We start from the raw sequence: 25,298 nt of genomic DNA, 5'->3' as shown, positions 1-25,298 counted from the left end.
CGGCAGCAAGAGATAAACCTACAGCACAACGGCCGGCAACGCAAATCGGACATCCACGAACACCACGAAAACCATTGCAAACACTGGACTCCACCGGCGTGTCGAAAACACGGGAAAAGCGGGCAAGGAACACCATCTCGCGGCAAAAGACCGTCGGAAAAACCTCAAAACACCCCACCGCAAGCCAACACCCGGGCGTGTCGCAACCGCAGTGAGTGAATGAGCGTGGCCGAAGGACAAATACACGACATCCAGCGGGGAAACAACACGACTACGCGTGGCACACATTCAGCAGCGTCAATTCGCCCATCCAACTTGCGCTACGGCATCCAACTTGCGTTGCGCCATCCAGCTTGTGTCTTGCCGCCCAACTTGCGAGACACTCCGCCCACCAGCACCTACCGTCTACCAACGCTTGCCGCACCGTTTGCCGCCATTGCCTGGCCTACCGGCCGCGCTCCATGGCCCACGCCCCTCGGCATGCAGCGCACCAAGATGATGCTTCATGGCGACCAGCATGATATGCGCATCTTCCAAGCCAAGATGCCGCTCGCTTTGGGAAGCGTCCAACGCGCCCTGGCGTTTGGCATACGCATCCAACGTGTTATTGCCATACGGATGCTCATCATCGGGAATCGACCCCTCATCCCAACGACGGCTCATCGGCAACGTGTCGATGATCGTAATATTGCCGGCACGATAGCTTTCCGCATATCCGGCGACGTTCAACATAAAAAAGCTGTGCTCGAACCGGGCGTTGTGCGCAACGTACGGCTGCTGTTCAAGCCGTTGCAGCAATCCGACCTGCGCTTCGGGCCATTCGTCAAACAAGCGAAAGTCAGTGCCGGCGCGATCGCGCACATCAATACCAGTAAGGTCGAGGATCAAAGGATTGCCGAGCAGTGCGTTCTGTGCAGGCACTCCGAAGGAAAGACGCGCCTGACCGTACGCGTCGCCGGCCTCGTAATAGCCCTGTTCGTAGCAGTAGCCCGAAGGCTCACCGGCCGGACGCGGCGAGATCATGTTCATGAATTCGAACCCGGCGTCGATGATATACACGCGGGCCGGATCCGTGCCTGTGGTTTCAATATCAATGCCCATCACCGTGTCGAGGTCACGGCCAGGGAGGTAGGCGTCACGCCAATCCGACTTTTTGTAATCCGCCAAACGTCGAGCTTGCGCGGCCTCCGCCGAGTCAGCGGAACTTCCAAAAGAACCAAAAGAACCAACTGCACCCGTGCCAGTAGAGTCACGGTCCCCATAATCGAATACACGCGAACCTCCCGGACTCGTCACCCCGCTCAAGTTCGCGCGCGACATGGCGTAATCGCTGGCACGCTTCTGCTCACGCTCTGCGGCACGCCGTTCGGCACGACCATTGACGATCTGTGCGGTGCGATCCTGAATATCGTCGAAATTCACACGGTTGCCCGCTCCGACCACAGGCTGTAGCACGGGCACCGTCACCCGTTCCCGGCGTTCTTCGGCAATAGTCCACAAGCCCATCGCAACGCCAATCCGACGCAACATGGCAATTTCGTCACACAACCGACGGTTCGCATATGCGAGCGCGCGAGGCAAACGGTAAGAAGCGATCAAACGGTCGAAATCCGTCATGAAAGCGGTGTTGCATTGCGCGATGATGGATTCGAGACGGTCTCGCACCGTCAGATCCTTTTTCAGCAGATTATGCAGCTGTTGGGCGGATAATGACGAATCCTGCATGGAATCCGTTATTTCCGGAGTCGGCAAAAGTGCGGTATCGGCGGCGTCCAAAACGGCAATCAGGTCGATGTCTTGGCTTTGCGCGGCTCCAATGCCGTGTTCCAAGTCGAGGGATGCGACCCACTGCCAGTCGATAAGCTGGTTGTCGGCATTTTTCGGCATCGATGCCGACCATTGGTTGATGTCTTGCTTGGCTTCAGTAAGCCAGGAACGGCCCGTCTTTGCTTCGTTCATACTTTGCATGGTAGCCGAGAGGGGGTGCAGTACACGTCGACGCCCACGAAAAACATGCTACTTCTCGGATAGCGCAATCTCCTTTTTTCAAGATTCGAAAGCGTATCTTAAATTCGTTTATTCCGCAGAATTCAATACAGGAAAGAAACTAATGTTGCGAAAAACTATTATGTTCACCAAAAATACCTTGTTTGACTGTGTCCATGCACGTTGCGCGCGTAGTACGACGTCGCGTACGAAATCGTTTCGCCATGATGATGACGCAGATGGTGCTGGAAATATCACGCGATATAACGCTGCGAAAGATAATCTTGCGAAATGCAAACATGGTTACGTGCATACGTGCGTGTGCCGTGGGGAATACGATGCGTGCGCGCATTACACAGGACATACAAACGATGGCATGACGAAAAAATGATGGCATAACGAAAAAAGGGAGAGGCTCGTAGGCCTCTCCCCCTTGTTAGGTATTCACGGATTTCCGCAACGATCGGATTCGTAACAACCGGATTCCGTGTTGATTGGATTCCACAACGCCTTTGCCGCACATTATGCGCTTACAACGGCGCTTACCCCTAAGTTACAGTTCGAATCCGAGTTCGGCTGCGGCTTCGTTAGGAACCGGATCGTCGCACCAGAAATCCTCAAGATTCTCGTTGGTGGCGAGGCTGCGGATTTCCGCCTTGTCGATATACAGTTCGCCGCTTAAATGGTCGGTTTCGTGCTGGAAGATGCGGGCTGGCCAACCATGCAGATGCTCCTCATGCTGTTTGCCGTCTTCATCTTGCCAGCGGGCGGTGATGTCAAGCCAGCGCTTGCGTACCGCCTGATAGCCGTCGAAGCTCAGGCAGCCTTCGTAGAAGCTGCGGGTTTCGGTGCCGATCGGCTCATAGCTGGGGTTGATGATGACATGGAACGGGAATTCGGCCGCTTCACGCGGATCATCGTCATCGTCGTCACGCACATGGTCTTCCACCACGGCGAGGGCCAGTCCAAGACCGATCTGGGTTGCGGCGAGGCCCACGCCCGGCGCTTCGATCATGGTGACGCGCATGGTTTCGATGAGTTTGTCGAGCGTTTTGCGGCTCAGCTGGCCTTCGTAGGCCGCGGTCTGCTGGCGCAGTACCGGTTCGCCTGCTTGCACGATGGGGAGCAGTTGTTCCTTGCCGCCGGTTTTTATGAGTTTTTCAACCTCGCGGTTGAGTTCGAGGTTGACTTTCGAATTGCGTCCAAACATGGGTTTCCTTCGCGTATTGGTTCAGGATTTTGGATTGCCGAATGATGTGTATCGGCAGTGTGGCTACAGGGCGAGTTCTTCGGCTACGACTTTGGCGAGACGGTCGCAGACCTCGTCGGCCTGCTGTTGGGTTTCCGCTTCGGCCATGACGCGCACGAGCGGTTCGGTGCCGGATGGGCGCAATAGCACGCGGCCGGTGTCACCGAGCATTTTCTCTTCGCGTTCGACGGCCGCCTGCACTTTGGCATTGGTTTTAGCCGCGAGCTTGTCGACGTTCGGCACGTTGATGAGGGTTTGCGGCAGTTGCGGGAAGTCGGATGCGAGTTCTTTGAGGCTTTTGCCGGAGTTGACCACTTCGTTGCATAGGGTCAATGCTGTGAGGGTGCCGTCGCCGGTGGTGGCGAATTCGCGGTTGATCACGTGTCCGGACTGTTCGCCGCCGAGCGAATAGTCGCCGCGCAGCATTTCCTCAAGCACGTAACGGTCGCCCACGCCGGTTTGCACGGTTTTGATGCCCATGGAACGCAGGGCGAGTTTCAGGCCGAGGTTGCTCATCACGGTTACCACGAGGGTGTCATGGTTGAGCTTGCCCGCGTTCTTCTTGGCGCGTGCGAGAATGCCCATGATTTGATCGCCGTTGACCATGGTGCCGTCTTCGTCCACGGCGAGGCAACGGTCGGCGTCACCGTCGAAGGCCACACCTAGATCGGCGCCGGAAGCCTTGACCATGGCCTGCAGCTGTTCGGGGTGTGTGGATCCGGCGTTCTTGTTGATGTTGTAGCCATCTGGCGAAGCGTTGATTACGATCACGTCTGCTCCGGCGCGGCGCAACGCTTCCGGCGCGACCACGGAGGTGGCGCCGTTGGCGCAGTCAGCCACGACTTTCAATCCTTTCAGCGGTGTCGGCTGGGACTTGTCGGGTCCGATGGGAGCGATGGTGGACACCAGATGGTCGATATACAGGTTGGTTGCGGTTGCCGTGTCGTGGCTGATGCGGCCCACGCCGGCACCGGTCGGGCGTTCCCAATCCTGGCCGAGCACGCTTTCGATTTCGTCTTCTTTGGTGTCAGGCAGTTTGAATCCGCCACGTGCGAAGAATTTGATGCCGTTGTCGGGCATGGGATTGTGGGATGCGGAAATCACGGCACCCATTTCCACGTTCAGCACGGAAGTCAGGTATGCGACACCCGGAGTTGGGATAATGCCCGCGTCGATCACGTCGAATCCGCCTGCGGACATGCCTGCGGACAGTGCTGCCGCAAGAAAATCGCCGGAAACGCGAGTATCACGGCCGACCAGTGCACGGCGACGACCGTCGAATTCGCTTTTGCCTTCGTCATCGCCAAGCACACGCACTGCAGCATCGCCCAAATCCAACGCAAGCTGTGCGGTCAAAGCCCTATTCGCCAATCCTCGAACACCGTCTGTTCCGAACATACGTGGCATGAGTCTCAAGTCCTCGCTATCTCAAATTATATTGCCGTGCACCATCGTACTCAACGGGTTCACCATTCAACGAAATAGTCGACAGCATGTTGCGATACCTGCATACTGCAGCAGCGATGTCATGCAAACCGCAGTATGCAACGTCGTGAGATTTCCGCAATCTCAAGCTTCTTGCAATCTCACTCCCATCTTCCGATTCCGACCGGCTGGGCCACTATGGGCCCGAAAGACCCACTGTCCATAACCGTTATGGGACTGGCTTTTGTTTGGGATGGCTTGTCTGGAAGCAAACAAGCCCGGACTGGCAGCGAGATAAGTCACGCCGCCAGTCCGGGCTTATGATGCGATATCACAGAGTGATATCAAAAGTAGCTACTAAAAACAGCTACTGCAGTGGTATCAGGAACGGCATCAGAGGGACGCGTTGAAATCGCGCACCTTGAGCGTGCGATGCGACGATTCAACATTGCCGCGCACAATGCGCTGCAACGCGTTGTCGGCGTCCGCATGTGAAGCCAGCCAAGCATCACCGAGCTCCACCAGCGTGGCCGGATCGGCATAGCTCGGGTACAGGCCTTCCAGCAGAGCCTCAGCCATGTGGAAGGTCTTGTTCTTCCAAATCCAGTCGGCAACCTCGAAATACTTGGCCGCATAAGGTTCAGCCAAATCGACACGTGGAGTGGATGCAAAGCCGCGGGCCACGGATTCCAACTGCATGTTGGTCAGCTCGTCGTTGTGCAAAGCCTCGTTCCAAGCCCATTCCTTGGCTTCCGCAATGCCTGCGACCGCACGTGCACCCAATGCGAACTCACGGTTCTCAGTGGTTTCACGCTTGGCAAGTTCCGCGTCGATGTCGCTCTGGCCGATGGCGTTGATCGTGCTCAACGCGTTGATGATGGTCCAACGGAAATTATTGTCGATTTCCAAGCCGTCAAGCTTCACGGAACCATCGAGCAGACCCTTCGCATTTGCTTCGAACGCAGCATCGCCCGGCTCACCATAACCCAGATAGGCGGTGATCAGCTGGAACTGCTCGTCGGAACCGGCTTCGGCATCCTGAGCCAGTTTGAACAGTTCGGCAGCCACATGCTCCACCACTTCGGCACGGTCGGCCGGAGCGGTGTAATGCCATGCGGTGGTGCTGATCTGCGCCAAAGCGTAACGGAACGTGGTGGACTCATGTTCCGTGGCGAGCGCAGCCAAAGAGGTTTCGATGAACTGCTTTGCCGGCAATTCGCCGTCACGAGTCATATCCCAGAAGGCAAGCCAAATCACGGAACGAGCCAACGCATCGTCGAAACGATACAGGTTCTCCGCAGCGAACTTGAGGCTCTTCTCATCGAAGCGCAGCTTCGTGTATGTCAAATCGTCGTCATTCACCAAAATCAGCGACGGGCGTGCCTTGCCGGCAGCCGCTTCGACAATCGTCAGTTCGCCGTCAACATCAAGTTCGAACTGGTCGGTACGCACGATCTTGCCGGTTTCCGGATCCTCATTGTAGAAGCCGACAGCCAAACGATGCGCGCGCAGCACCGGATGCTCAGCCGAAGCGGACTGGCGCAACGCAAGCTGGCGAATCGTACCATCCTCGTTTTCCTCAACTTCGGTGGCGATGGTGTTGATGCCGGACTGTTCAAGCCACTGGGCGCTCCACGCCTTGAGATCGCGTCCGGACGTCAGCTCGAGTTCGGCCAGCAGATCGGCGAGCGTAGCGTTGGAGTACGCATGCTTGTTCAAATAGTTGTTGATGCCCTTGAAGAACTTCTCACGCCCCACATAGAACACGAGCTGCTTCAACACGGAAGCGCCCTTGGCGTAGGTAATGCCGTCGAAGTTGACATACGTGTCGTTCAGATCGTTGATCGGCGCGACGATCGGATGGGTGGTGCTCAGCTGATCCTGGCGAAGTGCCCAGCTCTTTTCACCGGAGCTGAACGTGGCCCAAGCGTCCTTCCATTCCGTGGCTTCGGCAGTGGCAAGGGTGGACGTGAACTCAGCGAAAGACTCGTTAAGCCACAAGTCGTTCCACCACTTCATGGTCACGTAATCACCGAACCACATGTGTGCAAGCTCGTGCAGCACGGTGACGACGCGGCGCTCGGCATACGCGTCGGTGACCTTCGATTCGAACACGTACTGGTCGCGGATGGTGACCATGCCAATGTTCTCCATAGCGCCGGCATTGTATTCCGGCACGTAGATCTGGTCGTACTTGGCGTACGGGTATGGCACGCCCCAAGTCTTCGCATAGAAGGCAAAACCCTTCTTGGTGATGTCGAACAGGTAGTCGACATCCTTGGCGAACGCTTCGGCGAGCGCCTGACGGCAGTACATGGCCATCGGCACGGTGCGGCCGTCTTCGTTGGCGTATTCGGTATGCCATTCGGCGTATGGGCCTGCGCAGATGGCGGTGAGGTAGGAGCTCATGGTCGGCGTGGATTCGAACACCCACAGCTTGGTGGTTTCGGCTTCGTGCGTGCCGAGCGTGCCTTCTTCGGTAACGGTTTCGTTGTCGGTTACGGAGGCGGCGGGCATGTTGGAAGTGACGATCCATGACTTGGCTGCGAGCACGGAAAAGTCGAACACGGCCTTGATATCGGGCTGGTCGAACACGGCGTACACGCGGCGAGCATCCGGCACTTCGAACTGGGAATACAGGTAGATGTTGCCGTCGGACGGGTCGACGCTGCGGTGCAGGCCTTCACCAGTGTTGGAATACTGGCACAGCGCCTTGACGGTCACTTCGTTGTGCGCTTCGAGGTTCTTCAGTTCGATACGGCTGTCGGCGAACGCTTCGGCCGGATCGAGAGTTGCGCCGTTGAGCACGATTTCGCTCACTTCGGTGGCGATCAGGTCAAGGAAGCTGGTAGCTCCCGGCTCAGCGTCGAACGTGATGGTGGTTTCGGAACCGAAATTCTTAGCTCCACGGGTCAGATCAAGTTTGACCGTGTAATGAACCGGTGCTGCGATAACGCTTTTGCGTTCTTCCGCTTCGATTCGGGTGAGATTTGCTCCTGGCATGTCACTCCTTTTTTTATTGTGAAATTCCTATTTATGGAATAGGAGACGGCGCAACCGGTTGTGCCGGTTACGCCGTCCTTCTTTTGATTATGTAATCAACAATTATTGACGATCTGTCGATATTTCAATATTATTCCAATATTAATTTCACCGAAATCAGCGATATTGCGAAAATATTGACTATCCATCGATTCATCATTGCGCTGCATTCAATCCCATCGCTTCGTCAACATCCTGCGCGATATCGGCAACGACCGGAACGATCATAGGCTTGCGATGCAGCTGACGTGCGACCCAGCTACCCAACGTACGACGCATGATTTGCTGAAGCTTGTACGTATCGTGCGTGCCAGTCATCATCGCATCCTGCAATTGCTCGACGATCTGATGACGGACCTTGTCGAATTCGCTCTCGTCTTCGGCAACCGCGTTGAGATAGATCTTCGGGCCGGCGACAACGTCAGCCGTTTCCGTATCGACAACAACGAAGCTCGACACGAAACCTTCCGTGCCAAGAATACGACGCTTCTCAAGCTCTTCCTCGGTAAGTTCACCAACGGAATCGCCGTCAACGTACACGTAACCGCATGGCACGGAACCGACAACGGCAGCCTGGCCGTGGTACAAATCGACCACATCGCCGTCTTCAGCAAGCACCACGTTCTGCGGATCGACACCCGTCTTAACCGCGATCATGCCGTTCGCCACCAGATGGCGGTTCTCACCATGAATCGGCATGGCGCACTTCGGCTTGACGATGTTGTACATGTACAGCAGTTCGCCCTCATTGCAGTGGCCGGACACATGTACGGCGGCATTGTCTCGATTGACCACGCGGGCACCAAGCTGCACCAGCTTGTTGATGATCTTGTACACGCCATGCTCGTTGCCTGGAATCAGGGAGCTCGCAAGAATGACCGTGTCAAATTCGTTGATGGTGATGTCGCGATGGTTGCCGTCGGCGATGCGGCCAAGTGCGGCCATCGGTTCGCCCTGGGAGCCAGTGCACATGTAGACGAGCTTATCGTCTTGCACGTCATGAGCCTTCTTCAGGTCGATGACCGTGTCTTCAGGAAGCCTCAAGTAGCCTAAATCCGCAGCAATGGACATGTTGCGGACCATGGAACGGCCCACGAACACCACCTTGCGGCCATACTTGTGAGCGGCATCAACAACCTGCTGCACGCGGTGCACATGGCTGGAGAAGCTGGCCACGATGATCTTGCGCGTAGCTTGGGCGAACGCCTGATCAAGCGCTGGACCAATGGTGGTTTCCGGCTTGACAAAGCCCGGAACCTCAGCGTTGGTGGAATCCATCATCAGCAGATCCACGCCCTTTTCACCAAGCTTGCCGAACTCCACCAAATCGGTGATGCGATGGTCGAGCGGCAGCTGATCGAGCTTGATATCGCCGGTATCGATGAGGCTTCCGGCCGGAGTCTGCACAAACACAGCCAGAGCGTCCGGAATGGAATGCGTGACGTTCACAAACTCAAGATTGAACGGACCAACCTTCAGCTTGTCGCGCCCCTTGACCTCAACCAGTCGCGGATTGATGCGATGCTCATTGCACTTGGCTTCAACGAAAGCCAACGTGAGTTTGGAACCGATCAGCGGAATATCAGGGCGAAGCTTCAGCAGGTACGGCACGCCGCCAATATGATCCTCGTGGCCGTGAGTGAGCACCAGAGCCTCGACCTTGTCGAGTCGATCCTTGATGTAATGGAAGTCAGGCAGGATCAAATCAACACCCGGCTGCTCCTCTTCAGGGAAAAGCACACCGCAGTCGATGAGCAGCAGGTGGCCGTTGTATTCGATCACATTCATGTTGCGGCCGATCTCACCAAGGCCACCAAGGGGCACGATACGCATGGAGCCCTTGCGGTACTTCGGCGGAGCGATCAACACGTCATCCTGCTGGGGTGCGGTGGTCTGCGGGGCAAGACGGGAATTGCGGCGGCTGCCGGCAGAAGAGCTTGCCGCATTGGAATTCTTGGAGTTCCTAGAAGTCCTGGCGCTTTTCACATTCTTGACGTTCTTCACGCCCTTCGTGCCCTTGGAGGAACCGCTGCCATTGCCGCGGGAACCGCCACGGGCGGAACCGGACGCATCGCCAGCGCGAGTGCCACGACCACCGCTACGGCTAGAAGACTTCGTCTTCTTGGAAGTCGTTTCGGCCTTGTTGGGCTTCTCGGAGCTCACAGACTTCGCGGATTTCACATCCGAGGTCTGGGGGTTTTCAGTGCGCTTGGCAGCTTTGCTGCCGCGCTTGTGCGTAGTCACTGTTTTGGTTTCTTCTATAGCCATTTCCTAGTTGGATTTCTATTACTAATTGTCTCCGCCTGTGCGGAAACGAGGAATTCAGTAGGTTTGCCGCATTACGGCAAACGTATTACGGCAAACCGGTAGTCGCAATGCTTGCCGTAATCGTCGAGATTGATCGCCATGATTGCTGTAATCGCCATTGCACATCAGTGCTGCAAACATCGCTGCTGCAGGTATGGCAATAATCGCAATCACAGCAAGCCGGAAGCGCGCATGCCATCCTCCGCGCGCTTAATCTCAGCTTCGTTCGGACCGACGTTCGGCAAACGCATCGTCGTGGAATCGAGAATGCCACGCACCTTCAGCGACGCCTTCGCCATAACAGCTTGGAAGCCGCTTCCATTCATCGCTTCGACCAGCGGGGCAAGCTGCACGGCAATGCGCTGCGCCTCATGAATGTCGCCGCGATCGAACGCAGCAGCCAAATCACGCATCGGACCGGATGCGGCATGCGCGATCACGGAAATAATGCCGACCGCACCAACCGAAAGGAATGGCAGGAACAGGCCGTCATCGCCCGAATACCAAGTCAAACCGGTTTCCATACGCTTACGCACGGCACCTGCGATATCTCCGGTGGCATCCTTGACTGCCTTAACATGATCAAGTTCAGACAAACGACGGTATGTTTCCAACTGAATATGCAAACCGGTACGGCCAGGCACATCGTAAACGATAATCGGCTTGTCGGCGGAATCATTGACCGCCTTGTAGTGGCGGAACACGCCCTCCTGCGACGGGCGCGAATAATACGGAGCAACCACAAGCACCGCATCGGCGCCCGCCTCCTGGGTCTGCTCCACCATGCGCACGGTGTGGGCGGTATCGTTGGAACCCGCGCCGGAAATAACGGGAACGCTCACCACATCTTTGACGGCCTGAACCAGCTCGACCTTCTCCTCCATGTGGGTGGTGGGAGACTCGCCCGTGGTGCCATTGACCACAAGGCCATCGGCGCCATCGGCAACAAGCTGCTTCGCAAGCTTCTGCGCGGCCTCGAAATCAACGGAACCGTCGGCCTTCATAGGGGTGACCATGGCCGGAAGAATACGTCCGAAAGGAGCAGGATCAAGAAGATGCATAGTACCGTCAGTCATAGTGTCAACGGTACTTCCCGCCACGGACGCCGAAGCATTCACGTTCGTGACCATACCGCAATATGAACTGCCTCACCGAGACCAAAATCCTCCAGTCACTGGAAGAATCCTCCCGCTGCCAAGCCTCCCACAGTCCAAAAACTCCCAGTCACTGGAAGAATCGGTACGCTAAACAACCCTTCACAGTCCAAAATCGCCCAGTCACTGGAACAATCGGTACGCTTAGCCGCATACTCAGGCGGATTCAATCCAAATGACCTCACGACTTCGCTTTCCTGACCGCACAATACTCCAAACAGTGCGGCCAGAAAGAGGGAAACGTGCGGCCACCAGAACAAACTCAGTCGAGGTATTGGGCGGGGTTCTGCTCGAACTTGGCGGCGCAGCCCGGATTGCAGAAGTAGTAGGCGGTGCCGTTGTATTCGCGGGTTGCAGCGGCAGTGGCCGGATCCACGCTCATGCCGCAGACCGGATCCTTGGCGAGCGCGCTCTGATTGTCGTTGGCAGCATGGCCGCCACAGCAAGAGTGCATGCCTTCCATACTCTCGTGGGCGTTTTCCTTCTTGGCTTTGTGATCACTGAACAGTCCCATGATGAATCCTTTCTGACTGTGGTTGTTGTGATTATTATCGTTCGGGTTCGGCTGACGAACCTGATACGTCTTACGAAGCGCCTTGTCTGGATCGAACAGGCGCAGTCGGCTCGCGTTCGTTACCACGCATAGCGACGAGAATGCCATGGCCGCGCCCGCAATCATCGGATTAAGCATCATGCCGGTGAACGGGTACAGTACGCCCGCCGCAATGGAAATGCCGACGCTGTTATAGCCGAGCGCAAATCCAAGATTTTGCGCGATATTGCGCATGGTGGCGCGGGTCAAGTCGAGCGCATGCACCAAACCCATCAGCGAGCCATTCATCAATGTCACGTCCGCGGACTGGATCGCCACATCCGTGCCCGTTCCAATGGCGAATCCCACATTCGCGCGGGCAAGCGCCGGAGCATCGTTGATACCGTCGCCCACCATCGCCACCGTATAGCCTTGCGCCTGCAGTTTTGCGATTTCGTCCGCCTTGTTTTCCGGTCGCACTCCAGCGATCACATTGCTGACGCCAACTTGATTTGCCACGGCATGTGCCGTCGTTTCGTTGTCTCCGGTGAGCATCACCACGTTGACGCCATGTGATTTCAAGGCTGCGATAGCCTGCTGCGAATCGGCTTTCACCGTATCCGCAACGGCCACGATTCCCGCAAGCTCGCCGTCGATCGCTGCAAGCATCGGCGTTTTCCCCTCCGCCGACAGCCGTTCCATAGTCTCGATAATGTCATCGAGATCCTCATCGCCGACGCTCGGCATGGCCACGTCAAGATCGTCGATCAGATCAGTATTGCCAACAGCGACACTATGTGACGCGACATGCGCAGTGACTCCCTGCCCGGAAATCGCATGGAATTGCGTTGCCTCACCTAACGTAAGATGCTTCTCTTGCGCGCCTGCAACGATCGCGGCGGCAAGAGGATGTTCGGAATCCCGTTCGGCACTAGCTGTGATCGCCAGCAAATCATCTGTCATTTCACGCCATTTTCCAAGCGGAAGCACGTCGGCCAACGACGGTTTGCCAGCGGTGATCGTACCTGTTTTGTCAAGTACGACAGCATTGATTTTGCCACACGTCTCCAGCGCTTCGGCGGAACGAATCAGCACGCCCATTTGCGCGGCGCGACCGGTCGAAACCGTTACGGAAAGCGGTGTGGCAAGACCCAATGCGCACGGGCATGCGATCAGAAGCACCGAAACCGCCGCCACCAGCGCATGCACCACGCGCGGTTCCGGCCCGAACGCAAACCACAATGCGCACGACCATACGGAGATCAGCACCACAATCGGCACGAAAATACCGGAAATCTTATCCGCCATGCGCTGTACCGGAGCTTTGGAACTTTGCGCGGATTGCACCAATCCAATGATCTGCGCGAGCACCGTGTCTTTGCCGACTTTTGTGGCACGATACCGCAACGATCCGGTACCGTTGATCGTGGCACCGGTCACACTGCTGCCAGCCTGCTTCAGCACCGGCATGGACTCGCCGGTGATCATGGATTCGTCGACAGACGATGAACCGGAAATAACCGTGCCGTCAACGGGAAGTTGTTCGCCCGGACGAATCGCAATAATATCTCCGGCCAACACCTGATCGACCGGAATTTCCTCTTCGATTTCATTGCGCACCACGCGAGCGGTTTTCGGCTGCAGTTTCACCAATGCACGCATGGCTTCTCCCGTACCGACGCGGGCGCGCGCTTCAAGCAATTGCCCGACCAGCATCAGCGTGATGACCACACCAACCGCTTCAAAATACGGTTCTCGAGCATTCTCAGGCAGAATCTGAGGCACAAACGTAACCACACACGAGTAAGCAAACGCGAATACCGTACCCAAACTGACCAATGCGTTCATTTCCGGAGAACGGTGAATGATCGCAGCGAAACCGCTACGGAAAATCGGCAATGCGGCATAGCACATCACCGGCAGCATCAGTATGAACTGCACCCAATTCGGCATCGGATACAGCATCAACATCGTAGAAGCGAATACCGGAATCGTAACGATGGCAGACACAATAAGCCGCGTAATCAATGCTCGCATTTCACGAGATGCGGAAGACTCGTCTGAAGAATTAGCAGAAACAGAAGAAAAATCAGAAGAAGTATCAACGGATTCATGCGATGTTTCATCAACAGCGGTTTGTTGTGATTGCGCAGGAACATGAGATTCTGCATTATTCGGATTTTTTTCCGACGCTGAATGCTCGTTCTGCATTGCAGCATGATGCTTTCCCGGCAGCACACGTAACGTGCCATGCAGCATGTTCATACCGCATGCAAAACCGTACTCCCCCGGCTCATCAGGATGAATCGTCAACGTCGTCGTACGGAAAGGAGGCAGCGCAAGGTCTACGCCGAAATCGGAAAACACCACATGCGACGAGCATTCGCCATCTTCCTTGCGATCGAAAATCAATCGCAAAGGCAAGCCAGCCTCGGCTTCGATGACCGCCGGACTATACCCGCCTTTGACTTCGACGACCGCCTCTTGCACACCGTTGTCGACGCGGGCTCGGAACGCTTTGCGCGGCGCGAAAAAGAACCACAAAACGGCTGCCGTCACAGCCAATGCGACGATGATGGCGATCAGAGCCTGCATGTTTCACCGGTTTCCATATTGCATTCGTTTTCGATTCGGACAGTCACACTGTATACCAGCATTTGAGCTGATTGCCAAGAGTCAGCGCACAGCTTTATTACGTAGGCACAGATGTATTGCGTAGATATAAGACGATACAAATAATCCCCAAATCGCCGATGCTTGGAATAAGCCAACATCAGCCGGTTTGGGGACTATTTACCGTTCAACCGTAAGGATTTACAGGTCGAGGAAGTTGTCGAGGCCGACGGTCACGCCCGGATATGAACCGGTGGCGACCTTGCGTACGGCCAACAGCACGCCCGGCATGAAGGAAATGCGGTCGAAGCTGTCGGCACGAATGGTCAGCTGCTCGCCGTCGTTACCGAACAGGGCTTCCTCATGGGCATTGAGGCCACGCAGACGCACGGCGTGCACATGAATGCCGTCAACCACCTGGCCGCGGGAGCCGCCATCGGTTTCGGTGGCATCCGGAACAGGGCCAAGACCTGCGGCCTTACGAGCTGCGGCAATACCCTGCGCGGTATGGAATGCGGTGCCGGACGGAGCATCTACCTTGTTCGGGTGGTGCAGTTCGATCACTTCGGCGGATTCGAAGTACGGAGCCGCAACCTTGGCGAAATAGTCGGCGAGCACGGCGGAAATGGCGAAGTTCGGCGCAATGAACACGCTCTGGCCTTCGCAAGGCGCGGCAGCGAGCGCGGCACGCACCTGATCGAGCTTCTCTTCGGTCCAACCGGTGGTGCCCACCACCACATCAACGCCTTGCGCCACGAGTGCGAGCACATTGTCAAGAGACACGCTCGGCACGGTGAACTCCACCACCACGTCGGTGTTGTCGGGGGTAATCTGGGCGAGGTCGTCGCCTGCGTCAAGCGCGAGCGCCAGTTCGGTGTCGTCCGCGTTGTTCACAGCGTCGACCACGTGGGAACCCATGCGTCCTTTGGCACCAACTACAGAAACCTTGATCATTGCAACTCCTTCAAGCGTTCTGGCTGCATCTATCTGCAGCAGCTTTCTACGATTCCAACGAATCCAACAATAGAATACAATTGCCTGAACATAATCCTTACGATCATTTTCGGGCAATTTTTGGAATGCTTAATTCGCATAGTATCTATGAATCACAGATCATCTATGAATGTTGCGAAACACTTCGACGCGTGATCACCCAGCCGAGCAGGGCAAACGGAATCGAGGCGAGCACGAAAATCCATGGCAGCATCAGGCTCACGTCGGGTGTGGCGTGATCCAATATGATACCGGTGATCATCGAACCGAATGATGCGCCGACGGTTCCTGCGGTGCTCACCCAGGAAAGACCTTCGGTCAACGACTCTTCGGGGACGGTTTCCTTCATCACGAGGTTGCCCGATGCGAACACAGGCGAAACAGCCAGACCGGTGATAATCTCCATAATGCCCATTACGATCAGATTGCCTTGGCACAGGTGAATTACAAAGAAGCCGACGGTGATCGCCGCAAGGAACATGATCATGTAACGCCAACGGGACCCTTTGAGCTCAAGCGTTCCGAAAACCAGCGCGCCCATGCATGAACCGACCGCTAGCATCGCCAGCTGCACACCGAGCACGGAATCAAGATGCAACGATTTCATGACGGCTGTCATGGACGTGTCGAATGCGGTGAAACTCATGTTGAATATGATGAAAACCAGTAGCAACGGAATCACGCCAGCATAAGTGAATACGCTGCGTTTCTTGGCTGCGTCGTTTGTTTTCAGCTGTGCGATGGTCAGCTTGTTGCTCGGTGCGGAACCTGAATCGCCAGTATTGTGGGCATCGCCATCGATGGTCAATCGCACATCGGCATCGTCGGAAGAGGCCGAAACGACCTTGACTTCATGCACGACCGGCGGCTGCGTGTCTTTCAATGTGAAGAAAATGGTACCGCCTAAGGCGCAGGCAATCGTTGGCACGAACAATTGCGAAACGGGGTGCACGGAAGCCGCAAGGAACGCTGCCAGAATCGGTCCGAAAATGAATACGATCTCATCGATGGCGGATTCCAGCGCGTATGCGGTGTTCAGCAGTTCGCCGTTGCCGGTGCGGTCGAGCACATACGCCCAGCGCGTACGCACGAGCGCGCCGAACGAGAACTGCGTAAGCCCCATCACCACAGCCAGCGCAAACAGCAGCGGGATCGGCACGCGCACCAATGCGGAGAACGCGAAACCAAGCATGGTGATGATTTGCACGACAAGCACCATCGAACCGACCTTGCGCTGTCCGAGTCGGTCGAACAGTCGCGCGTACAGTGGCGTGACCGCTGCGGTGGCGAGCACATACGCCGCGCTCATCACGCCCGCGATCGTCCAATTGTCGTACAGGTGGTTGAGTGCGAGAATAATGCCGAGGCCCATCATCGACATCGGCAGTCGCGCCAAAGCTCCGGAAGCGCAGAACGCTTTGGTTCCCGAAATGGAGAACAATACGGAATATGGCGACTTCGGGGTTTCGGTTGCGCTGGTGGCAGCCATGATTATCGCTCCTTAACTTTCGTTGCGTCCGGCACGTGTGCCCGCCCACACATGCTGCACGAGGGTAGCGGCGCTCCTCCACAACGCTGCCCGCAGTGCGTTACCCTACGGACAGGCTGGAAAGCGCCGCTTTTCAACGATGATCAAGAACAAGCAGGATGCATACACGCATCTCTTGGCGCACCAGCACTAGTCGTTGTCGGATTGTTTCGGAATTCCGTAGCTCAACTCGGCAAGGATCTCTTCTTCTGTTTTATCGGCGGCGTTCAGCTGCCGATTGCCCTCAACAGGCTCACTCAGATAGTAGAGGCAGGCGTCGATAGCATCAAGCGGCACACCTTCCATTGCCGACAGCAGCATCCGATACATATCCAACTGTACTAATTTTTCCTGTATTTCTTCTTTTTTTCTAGGTTTTTTTCCAGTTTTCCAATCGACTATTGTATATTGTTTTGATTGGTCCTTTTCATTGAGACCCCCAAAGAACACCGCGTCAAGCTTGCCATTGACGATGGTGCCCAATTGCGGCACATTGACGACAATCTGCCGCTCCGCCCACGCAGGCTTACGTTGCGCCCATGCTGACGCCGCAAGACGCTGCTGCCAATCGAACAATGCATTGTTTTCCATTGCATTTTCGACCGTATTTTCGACCGTATTTTCGACCACCGCATTATTTTCTTGAGATTGCATCCTATTGTTGCGTTCGATTTCGGCAAGCATCGACGATCTCGATTCAGCTACGCGCATATTTCCGTTGCCTTCGGCACCGTCGACGATGCAATCAATATCCACGTCGGCCATAATGAACCGTTCCGCCCACGCATGGAACTGCGTGCCCAGCTGCGCGGCCGGCGAGGCAACGTTCGGAATCGGACGCACAAGCCCACGCCAGTAGGTTCGGGCGCCACGATCGTTCATCATGCCCGCGCGCGCCTGCAGGGAAGTGACGTTCTGACGGCCGGACGCAAGAATCTTCTCGCCTTGCGCACGCACCGAACGGTCGAACGCGTCCTGCGATGCGTCGGTCAGCATGTCGGGCATGAGATTGTCATCATCGACCAGCAGCTGCGCGCAATGCAGCAGCGAACCGACCGAACCGAGCGCAACGTCATCAGCAACAGCATCCGCCCCCACGCCGGCATCCAAGTCCGCAGCGGTGGTGGCCATCGCATCACGCACCTGATCGGCGGACGAACGCAACATTTCGCAAGTCGCTTCAGTCAAATCGCACGGCCATGGCAGGAATCGCTCGCCTTCCAGAGGCTCAAGCGGCGCGTTCCAAGCATCGCCGACCACTGCATCCTCGAAATCGCAGGCATGCTCGCCCACGAAATATCCGTCTGGCAATGGCGCGCCAATCGAATACAAGCTGGAAATGCCATTTTCGGAAAAATCATCTCCAGAAAAATCTACACCCGTGGCGTCCTCAACTTCCGCAATATCGTCCAAATTGCTCGGTTCATTCGCCTTGGAAACGATATTGAGCATGGAGTCATACACTTCCTGCCAGAAATTCGACGGTTTGGCCACTTGTCTGCGCTCACCCACGGCACGCGGATCACGGCTTTCCACATTCGTTTCGCTATAGGTGAGCAACGCCTCATGACGGGCGCGGGTCAACGCCACGTATGCGAGACGACGCTCGTCGGCATGCAACCGGCGGCCATATTCCTCGCTCTGCGTCAAATACAGTCCATCAGGATCGACGCCTTCCATGTCGTCGACATTCATGGTGCGCAGAGTGCCGAACACTTCATCGTCGATGATTTCCGCATCTTCCAAGGCTTCCAAGGCCTCCAACGGATTCCAGCCGACGAGCGCGTCATGGGGGAATCGCGGCAGAATATCCGCATCCACGCGCACAGGAACAGGCACCGCGGCGGGATTCGTCAGCCACGTTTTGGCGTTTTCATGGTATTCGGGAGGCGTCCATACGCCATCCCGGAAACCATTGAGATGCGTTTCATCAACGGCCACGCTCAGATTGTCGCCCTTGTTACTGGGAAATCCGCCATCGGTCATGCCGACCACGGCCACGGCATCCCATTCAAGCCCCTTCGACTGGTGCACGGTCATCAACACCACGTCGACGGGCACATCGGGGGCCACCGCGTTCTCTTCGGAAGCGTCGCGCAGCGAATCCACCCATGAGATGAACGCGCGCAGACTCGGCACGCCTTGCGATGCGATCTCCTGCATATACGTGTCGACGAGTTTCATCACAGCGTCTATCGGCGACTTGGCGAGCGCCACGTGGGAGGCGTCAAGCGTGGCCTCGGCATGATCGGCACGCATATGCCGAGCCAGTAGCATGTCGATGTCAAGATTCAACGCCGTAATAGCTTCGCGAACCACCTCCGGCAGCGGGTGGCCGAGCACGCGCTGTACTTGGCGGAGCATATCCGCGGCACGCAGCACCGCCTGCACTCCCCTGCGGCTCAGCCTGCCATCGATGAGTTGTTCAAGATCGTCGCGCAGCATGAGATCCACCAGAAAAACAGCATTTGGCACTTGGTCGCGGTATTCGCGCACAGTGGAGCGGATTTCAGCATTCGACAGACCAGAGTCGGAAATTGTTTCGCCATTTCCGAAATCACTGGTTTTCCCGGAAGTACCGGAATCACCGGAATTTATAGAATCACCGGAATTCCCAGCTTTCGTAGCATGCGCAGGAACAATTCCCGCCGATACGAGCGCACGATACCGGTACACCGTATTCACTCGCTCCGCCGTGTCCGCAAGCGCCTGCAGATCGTCGGCTTCAACGGCGAATCGTGGCGTCGCCAGCAGTCGCATAAGCGCCGCACTGTCGGTATGGTCGCTGACTACGTGCAGCAGGGCGAACACATCCTGCACTTCCGGACGTTCCAGCAGGACCGCCTGTCCCACGACCAGCGTGGTCAGTCCGGCCTGCTCTAGCGCTTCCGCGTATTTCGGCATGGTTCCTTTGGATCGGAACAGCACCGCCACATGCGGGCGATTGTCTTTCGCACCATGGTCGAGGTCACGCGCAGAGGGCGTATGCAGGGCGATCGCATGTTTGGCGAAGCGCACGACCGCATCGACTTCCTGGCCGAATGTGGCAAATCCGAGCACGCCAACCGTGCCTTCGGGTGCTTCTTCGATATTGGAGAGCGCAGGCACGTCGACTTCGCGCATCAGCGAGCTGCTGAGGCGTCTGGCTGGCAGACGCAACGGTTTAGTGAGATTGTTCGCCGCTTCGAGCACCATGCGCGAATTGCGCCGCGTCACCGTCAATGCGAACGGTTTGCTGGTGGCGTCCATGCCGAAATCATGTTGCAGCATACGGAATGCGCCCGGACTTGCGCCTCGCCATGCGTAGATCGATTGGAAGGGGTCGCCGACCGCGTTGACCGCGCTGCGATGCGTATCGTCAACGTGGAACAGCGCGCTCAGCAGTGCGGCCTGCGTGGTGGAGGTGTCTTGGTATTCGTCAAGAAGCACATGCGAGTAGCGTTTGCGGTACGTTGCGCCGATGGACGGGAATCGGGAGACCAGTTGGAATGCCGCGATGGTGAAATCGCTGAATTCCGCCATATTGCAGGCGCGTTTTTCGGCATGATAATCAAGCACGAGGTCGAGCAGCAGATTGCGCTGCTTGGCGACGGATGCGAGTTGCGCACTGTTGTATACGCACATGCTGTGCCCAAGTTCGCGGTATTTCTCCAGTTTCTTTTCGTAATCCGCGTCGGAATCCTTTTTCAGCCGTTTTGGTGGTTTTTTGGATTTCGGCTGCTCAGTTGGCACGGTTTCACCGTCAAGCGCCTTGTCGACCTGTTTGACGAACGCTTCGTCCCAGTCGCGCACGCGTTGCACCGCCTCGTCGAAGCTGGTGCAGTCGCCGCCGATCATAGCTCCGGAAATGGCGTTGGACAGGGCGAATACGTTGCCCGCTATGGTGTTGAACGATTTCAGATCGCCGTCGAACGCCATGAGATCGCCCATATGCTTGTCGAGCACGGTGTGGATGAGCTGCATGGCGCCGGCTTCGCTCAATGGCTGCGTGTTTTGGTCGAAGCCGACAAGCAGTCCGTATTGACGCACGATGGATTGGAAGAAAGCATCGTACGTGGAGACTTCCGGTTTGAGGAACGCCATATTCGCCGATTTCAGCCCACGTTCACGCTGGTTGCAGCTCACGGCCGCGGACACGCGTGACAGCAGTTCCGAAGCCGCTTTGCGCGTGAAAGTCAGTCCGAGGATTTTTTCAGGGCTCACACCTTGTTCGATCAGTGTGATGATTCGCCTTGTCATTGTGTAGGTTTTGCCCGATCCGGCACCGGCGACCACCACCACATCCCCATAGGAGGGCGCTTGGATAACGGCGGCCTGCTCCGGACTGTCGGTGAATTTCGTAGTTCCGCTCATGCCGTTCTCCTGTCGAATACGGTGTCCTGTTCGCCCGCGCAGGCCGGGCAGACCGCAGTGTTCCTGCAATATTTCATATGTTCCAATGTTGGTCTTGCCGTAATTTCGCTTGCCCTGCTGGCTGCGGCAGCGTAGAAGACTCTGGCGATCATGGTGAGGGACCATACCGCCATGGTGTCTCGCAAACCGACGAACTCACTCCAATGCTCGTCGCTCACTTCCAGCGGTGGAATCATCTCGTCAAGTCCGTCATGGAAATCCTTGTCGAGTTGTTTGACGTAGTAGCGCGGCACGAATGCGCCCGTATTCAGGCTTCCGTCCGCAAACAACGACTGCTGCATATGCGATTCGGCGGCGGTGTTGCCATGTGGTGCCGGGAATGCATGCTCCGCTACGTGGAACAGCGCGCTTTGCGTGATGTTCGGCGCCGCAGCCACCGCCTGTGCCCCACGCAGGCCGCTTCCTTCGGGGAACACGAGTCCCAGTTGGTAGCAGACGAGCTGCAGATCGTTGAACAGGCCTTCGCCGTTCGGACTTGCACCGGTTTTGTAGTCGATCAGACGCACTTGCTGCGTACCGTCCGCCATGTCACGGCGTTCCAAACGGTCAATTCTGCCGGTCAAGCGCACGGCGAGATGCTCGCTCATGCCTGTTTGAGGCCATCCTCCGACCAACGTTCCCATAATGGCGATCAATTCGTTTCGTGAAATCGCATGAATGCCGTCCATCGCATTGTAGGCGGCGAGAATATCGTCGAAATCGAATTTTGCGGTGAATTTCAGTTCAGGTTCGACTTTCGTAAGTTTTCCAACGCTGAACGCATCATTGTTTTTGATTGGATAATCACCATGATTCGATTGCACGAAATACGTGGCAATGTTACGCAACGCATCTCGCGCCTTTTTATCTTTTTTCAATGCCTGATATCGTTGCGCGGGATCGGTGATACCGTTCAGATCGCCGCGTAGACGCTCATATTCGGCATACATTTGCTCGGTGATCGCGTCGATGTTGTCCATATCGCTGATGGCGGTGTGCTGTTCCGGCATGTCAAGTCCGGCTTCGGTGGCCTTCTGTGCCACCATGTGGATCAGCGAACCGAAACTCGTGGCGGCGCTGCCCATGCGCGGGCCGGAGAAACGGTTTTCAAGCATCCAGCACACCGGGCACGCCCACAGATCGTCCACCGCGGACGGAGACAGGGTTACCACGTCGGATTGCCGTGTCTTGCCATCCTGAATCGTTTTCCGCGCAGCGGACGAAACAGGTTCCTCCACGAACGGCCAACAATCGGGATTAGCCGCCCTAATGCCTCGCGAGGACAGCAATGCCAATGTTGCAGCGGCGTCACGCGCCTTCGGGCTGTCCGGCGGTTCCATCGCAAGCACACTTCGCGCGGCCGCGATCAAACCACGGGGATCGGATTCAAGTCCCGCATAATCGCCCTGACTGCCGATCGCCGCATATTCGCGCCGTTCCATATCGGCGTCTCTATCGCGGTCAAACCATTCCGGCACATATCCGTACAGAAAATCAGATGGCACGTGGTCGTCGTTCAGCACGGCGCTCATCACCGCACGCTCATCGGCACGGGTCAATGCCACCAGGAAGCTTTTCTGCTCGGATGCGAGCACGGCAGCCAATTGCGCATCCCGCTTGCCCGCCGAAGTGGTGACGGTATCGGACAGTTCGCCATGCAACATCACATCGGCGAGTTCCTCACCGCCGAACAATGTGTTGCGTGGCGTAAGATTCGGCCATTGCCCTTGCTGCAAGGACGGCAGAAACACCAGGTTCCAATGCCTTCCCGCCGCGCCCGCGGGCGTGGTCAGCGTCACCGCCTGGTCGATGGGCGCGGTATGCGCCAACGAATCCGCCTCGATGGTCAGCGAGCGCACCTGTTCCATGAACGCTTCGATGGTGTGCGCGGCGAACTCGCCGCTTGATTCGCCGCCGGAAGCGTAGTCGAACAAGCGCATCGCCGCATCAAGTCGGTCGTTTGCGGCACGGCCGGACGCCGAATTTTCCAAGGCTACGCGCTGCCAGATTTCCGCTTTTCCACAGGCACGCCATGCGCAATCCAATACGTATTGCGGTTCGCGCAAAACCAGCTTGCGTTCCGCCTCGCACGTTTTGTCAAGCACCTTCCACAATGACGCGAAAGCCTTGACCTGTGGATCCGAGCCCGTCACGGAGGAGATCGTGTCGATCACACGATCGGTGTTTCCTTCCAGAAGAAGCACGTACAGCGCGTCCATATCGAATACGGGATCATCATGGTCTCCATCATGTTGACCATCGTCGGAAATCGCATGGTATTTCGCCATGTATTCATGCCAATCCGCCATCAAACGCGGCAGCGACGATTGCCGTTCAACGTCCGTCTTCGCCATGTTCGCAGAATCCTGCGCGCGAATCTCATCATCGCCCACAATCTCAGCGAGCGAAGCCAACGCATGCATCGCGGATTCCACGGACGCGAGACGGGCCGGACGCCCTTCATGCCGCTTGTCGCCGCCGACCGTAATCAGTGGGGATGCCATGATCAACGCCACACGTGAGCGAATATAGGACCCGGCCGACTGCGGATCCATGCCCGAAGCCGCAATCGTCCGCTTCTTCAATTCCGCCAATTCGATCAGCGCGAACAGGCCTTGCACGAACGGTTCGTCCTTCAACGGTCGTGTCACGCTCGAATAGCGCACGGGAACGCCGTCGGCACGCAAACGCTCGCCAAACGTGCGTACGGTGGCATTGTCGTGTGCAATCACAGCCATGTCGTTCCATTCGCGGGAACGCTGCAAATGCTCGGTTTTGATCTTCCACACCACGTCGTCGAGCTCTTCGGATGCGGAACGGTACAGAGCTGTTTCCACGCTGCCATCAGCGGGCGTGATGCGAGCATTCGTATTGCCGGACGGCAACGCTTCGATAGGCATCGCGCCCGGTATGTTCCGCATTTTGCCCGGACGCTCAGGCAGGGGCACGTCAGTCGGTTCCATGCTTGCAATCGACAGGCTTACGCGGGTCGCGACAAGCGTCCGATAGTCGTCATGCGCGTTTTGCATGGTTTGCGCACTATCGTTTTCGCATGCAGCATACAGGTTTTCGACGCGCTCCAATCGCGCTCCCATGCGCGCCTGTGCCTCGTTGAACAGATATTCCGGATACGATCCACGGAACGTCTGCACGGCTTCGTCGGGATTGCCCACCAACAGCAGACGCGTCCCGCGATTATGCAAAGCCTCAAGCAGGGCGAAACCAGCCAACGTCGCATCCTGGAAATCGTCGACGATCAGCATGTCTGGAATATCGGCATCCCATATGTCAGGCACGGCCTCGGTAGCGTCGATCATCAGTTGTGACGCATCAAGACGGTATTCGCCGGAATAGGCTGCGCGAATCGCCGCATTGTATTCCTCACGCAGCGCGAAGGCGAGACGCCACTGGGTACGCAGGCGTTCACGACGCGCGTCAAGCTCGCCATTCCTGCTGGCCGCACGGGCGATGAGCATGTCTTCAAGCTCCGGTTTCGCACCGATTTCATTCATGCGCGCAAGCATGTCTCGCAATTGGCTGGCGAATGCGTCGGTGGAATCGTCGGCCACCAGTCCGGACCATTCGGAAACAGCGAAATATACGCGCAGCAGATCGCAGATAGCGCACTCGTCGCCATGCTGCCTATGTTCCACATGTGATGCAAGCACCTTGCGGATGATCACATCCTGCTCGGCGCCGTTCAACAGTTTCGGCAACGGTTTGCCCTGTGCGGATCTTGCGGCCGCCAGCAGGCGGAATGCGATGGCCGACAATGTGGTGACCGGTCGAGCCTGCGAAACCACAGACAATTCACGGATCGCGCGATCGCCCAACATGTCGGCGATCTGTCTGCCGGACACCGTCATCACGGCATTCGCATCACCATACCGCTTCATCGCGGCGATCAGCATGTCCAACGCAAACTCGGTTTTTCCACTGCGTGGCGCTCCCGCAACCAACGTGACGTGAGCCAGATCTTCCAAATCCATCATGCCTCCCAACACTACTAGTCTCATCCTCCCTTACCTGACAGAATCCGGCAATGGGAAAACTTATGCCGGAAGGCTCGATGGCTGC

At 56.7% G+C, this 25,298-nt stretch carries 12 protein-coding genes; 1 reads left to right on the top strand and 11 read right to left on the bottom strand.

The window, feature by feature from the left end; translation table 11 throughout:
• On the top strand, positions 1 to 215 hold a 215-nt coding region (locus WMO36_RS07385; protein ID WP_349077210.1), incomplete at its 5' end, for a hypothetical protein.
• Positions 216 to 405: 190 nt separating this feature from the next.
• Here WMO36_RS07385 and WMO36_RS07380 read toward each other — a convergent pair.
• The 11 genes from WMO36_RS07380 to WMO36_RS07330 all read right to left on the bottom strand — a co-directional run bounded on the left by WMO36_RS07380 (position 406) and on the right by WMO36_RS07330 (position 25,213).
• Positions 406 to 1,968 carry a DNA polymerase III subunit epsilon gene (locus WMO36_RS07380; RefSeq protein WP_349077209.1) on the bottom strand — a complete coding sequence of 521 codons (1,563 nt, stop codon included), beginning with the start codon at positions 1,966 to 1,968 and terminating at the stop codon, positions 406 to 408.
• 571 nt (positions 1,969 to 2,539) lie between these two features.
• Complete coding sequence (locus WMO36_RS07375; RefSeq protein ID WP_003835375.1) at positions 2,540 to 3,196, bottom strand: peptide deformylase; 657 nt, start codon at positions 3,194 to 3,196, stop codon at positions 2,540 to 2,542.
• A 63-nt stretch (positions 3,197 to 3,259) separates the two neighbouring features.
• Positions 3,260 to 4,642 carry a phosphoglucosamine mutase gene (gene glmM, locus WMO36_RS07370; protein WP_039199130.1) on the bottom strand — a complete coding sequence of 461 codons (1,383 nt, stop codon included), beginning with the start codon at positions 4,640 to 4,642 and terminating at the stop codon, positions 3,260 to 3,262.
• 411 nt (positions 4,643 to 5,053) lie between these two features.
• Positions 5,054 to 7,663, bottom strand: a complete 2,610-nt coding sequence (gene pepN, locus WMO36_RS07365) for an aminopeptidase N (protein ID WP_099571686.1) — start codon at positions 7,661 to 7,663, stop codon at positions 5,054 to 5,056.
• A gap of 195 nt (positions 7,664 to 7,858) precedes the next feature.
• Positions 7,859 to 9,688: a ribonuclease J gene (locus WMO36_RS07360; RefSeq protein WP_333939281.1), complete on the bottom strand. Its 1,830-nt coding sequence runs from the start codon at positions 9,686 to 9,688 to the stop codon at positions 7,859 to 7,861.
• A 491-nt stretch (positions 9,689 to 10,179) separates the two neighbouring features.
• Complete coding sequence (gene dapA / locus WMO36_RS07355) at positions 10,180 to 11,085, bottom strand: 4-hydroxy-tetrahydrodipicolinate synthase (protein WP_349077208.1); 906 nt, start codon at positions 11,083 to 11,085, stop codon at positions 10,180 to 10,182.
• A 340-nt stretch (positions 11,086 to 11,425) separates the two neighbouring features.
• Positions 11,426 to 14,290 (bottom strand): heavy metal translocating P-type ATPase, encoded by a 2,865-nt coding sequence (locus tag WMO36_RS07350; protein ID WP_316103544.1) that lies wholly within the window; start codon positions 14,288 to 14,290, stop codon positions 11,426 to 11,428.
• A gap of 219 nt (positions 14,291 to 14,509) precedes the next feature.
• Positions 14,510 to 15,262: a 4-hydroxy-tetrahydrodipicolinate reductase gene (dapB, locus tag WMO36_RS07345; protein ID WP_302695041.1), complete on the bottom strand. Its 753-nt coding sequence runs from the start codon at positions 15,260 to 15,262 to the stop codon at positions 14,510 to 14,512.
• Between the two features lie 163 nt (positions 15,263 to 15,425).
• On the bottom strand, positions 15,426 to 16,790 hold the full coding sequence (locus tag WMO36_RS07340) for an MFS transporter (RefSeq protein ID WP_271724762.1): 1,365 nt from the start codon (positions 16,788 to 16,790) through the stop codon (positions 15,426 to 15,428).
• Between the two features lie 189 nt (positions 16,791 to 16,979).
• Positions 16,980 to 21,182, bottom strand: coding sequence for an ATP-dependent DNA helicase (locus WMO36_RS07335; protein ID WP_349077207.1), 4,203 nt, complete (start codon positions 21,180 to 21,182; stop codon positions 16,980 to 16,982).
• Positions 21,179 to 25,213: a PD-(D/E)XK nuclease family protein gene (locus tag WMO36_RS07330; RefSeq protein ID WP_349077212.1), complete on the bottom strand. Its 4,035-nt coding sequence runs from the start codon at positions 25,211 to 25,213 to the stop codon at positions 21,179 to 21,181. Before WMO36_RS07330 ends, WMO36_RS07335 begins: the two co-directional genes overlap by 4 nt.
• Positions 25,214 to 25,298 lie beyond the last annotated feature (85 nt).

Source organism: Bifidobacterium hominis (assembly GCF_040095915.1).
GTDB classification, from domain to species: Bacteria; Actinomycetota; Actinomycetes; order Actinomycetales; family Bifidobacteriaceae; genus Bifidobacterium; species Bifidobacterium hominis.
Note: the sequence above shows the minus strand (reverse complement) of the source record. Positions and strands in the feature narration are given on the sequence as shown.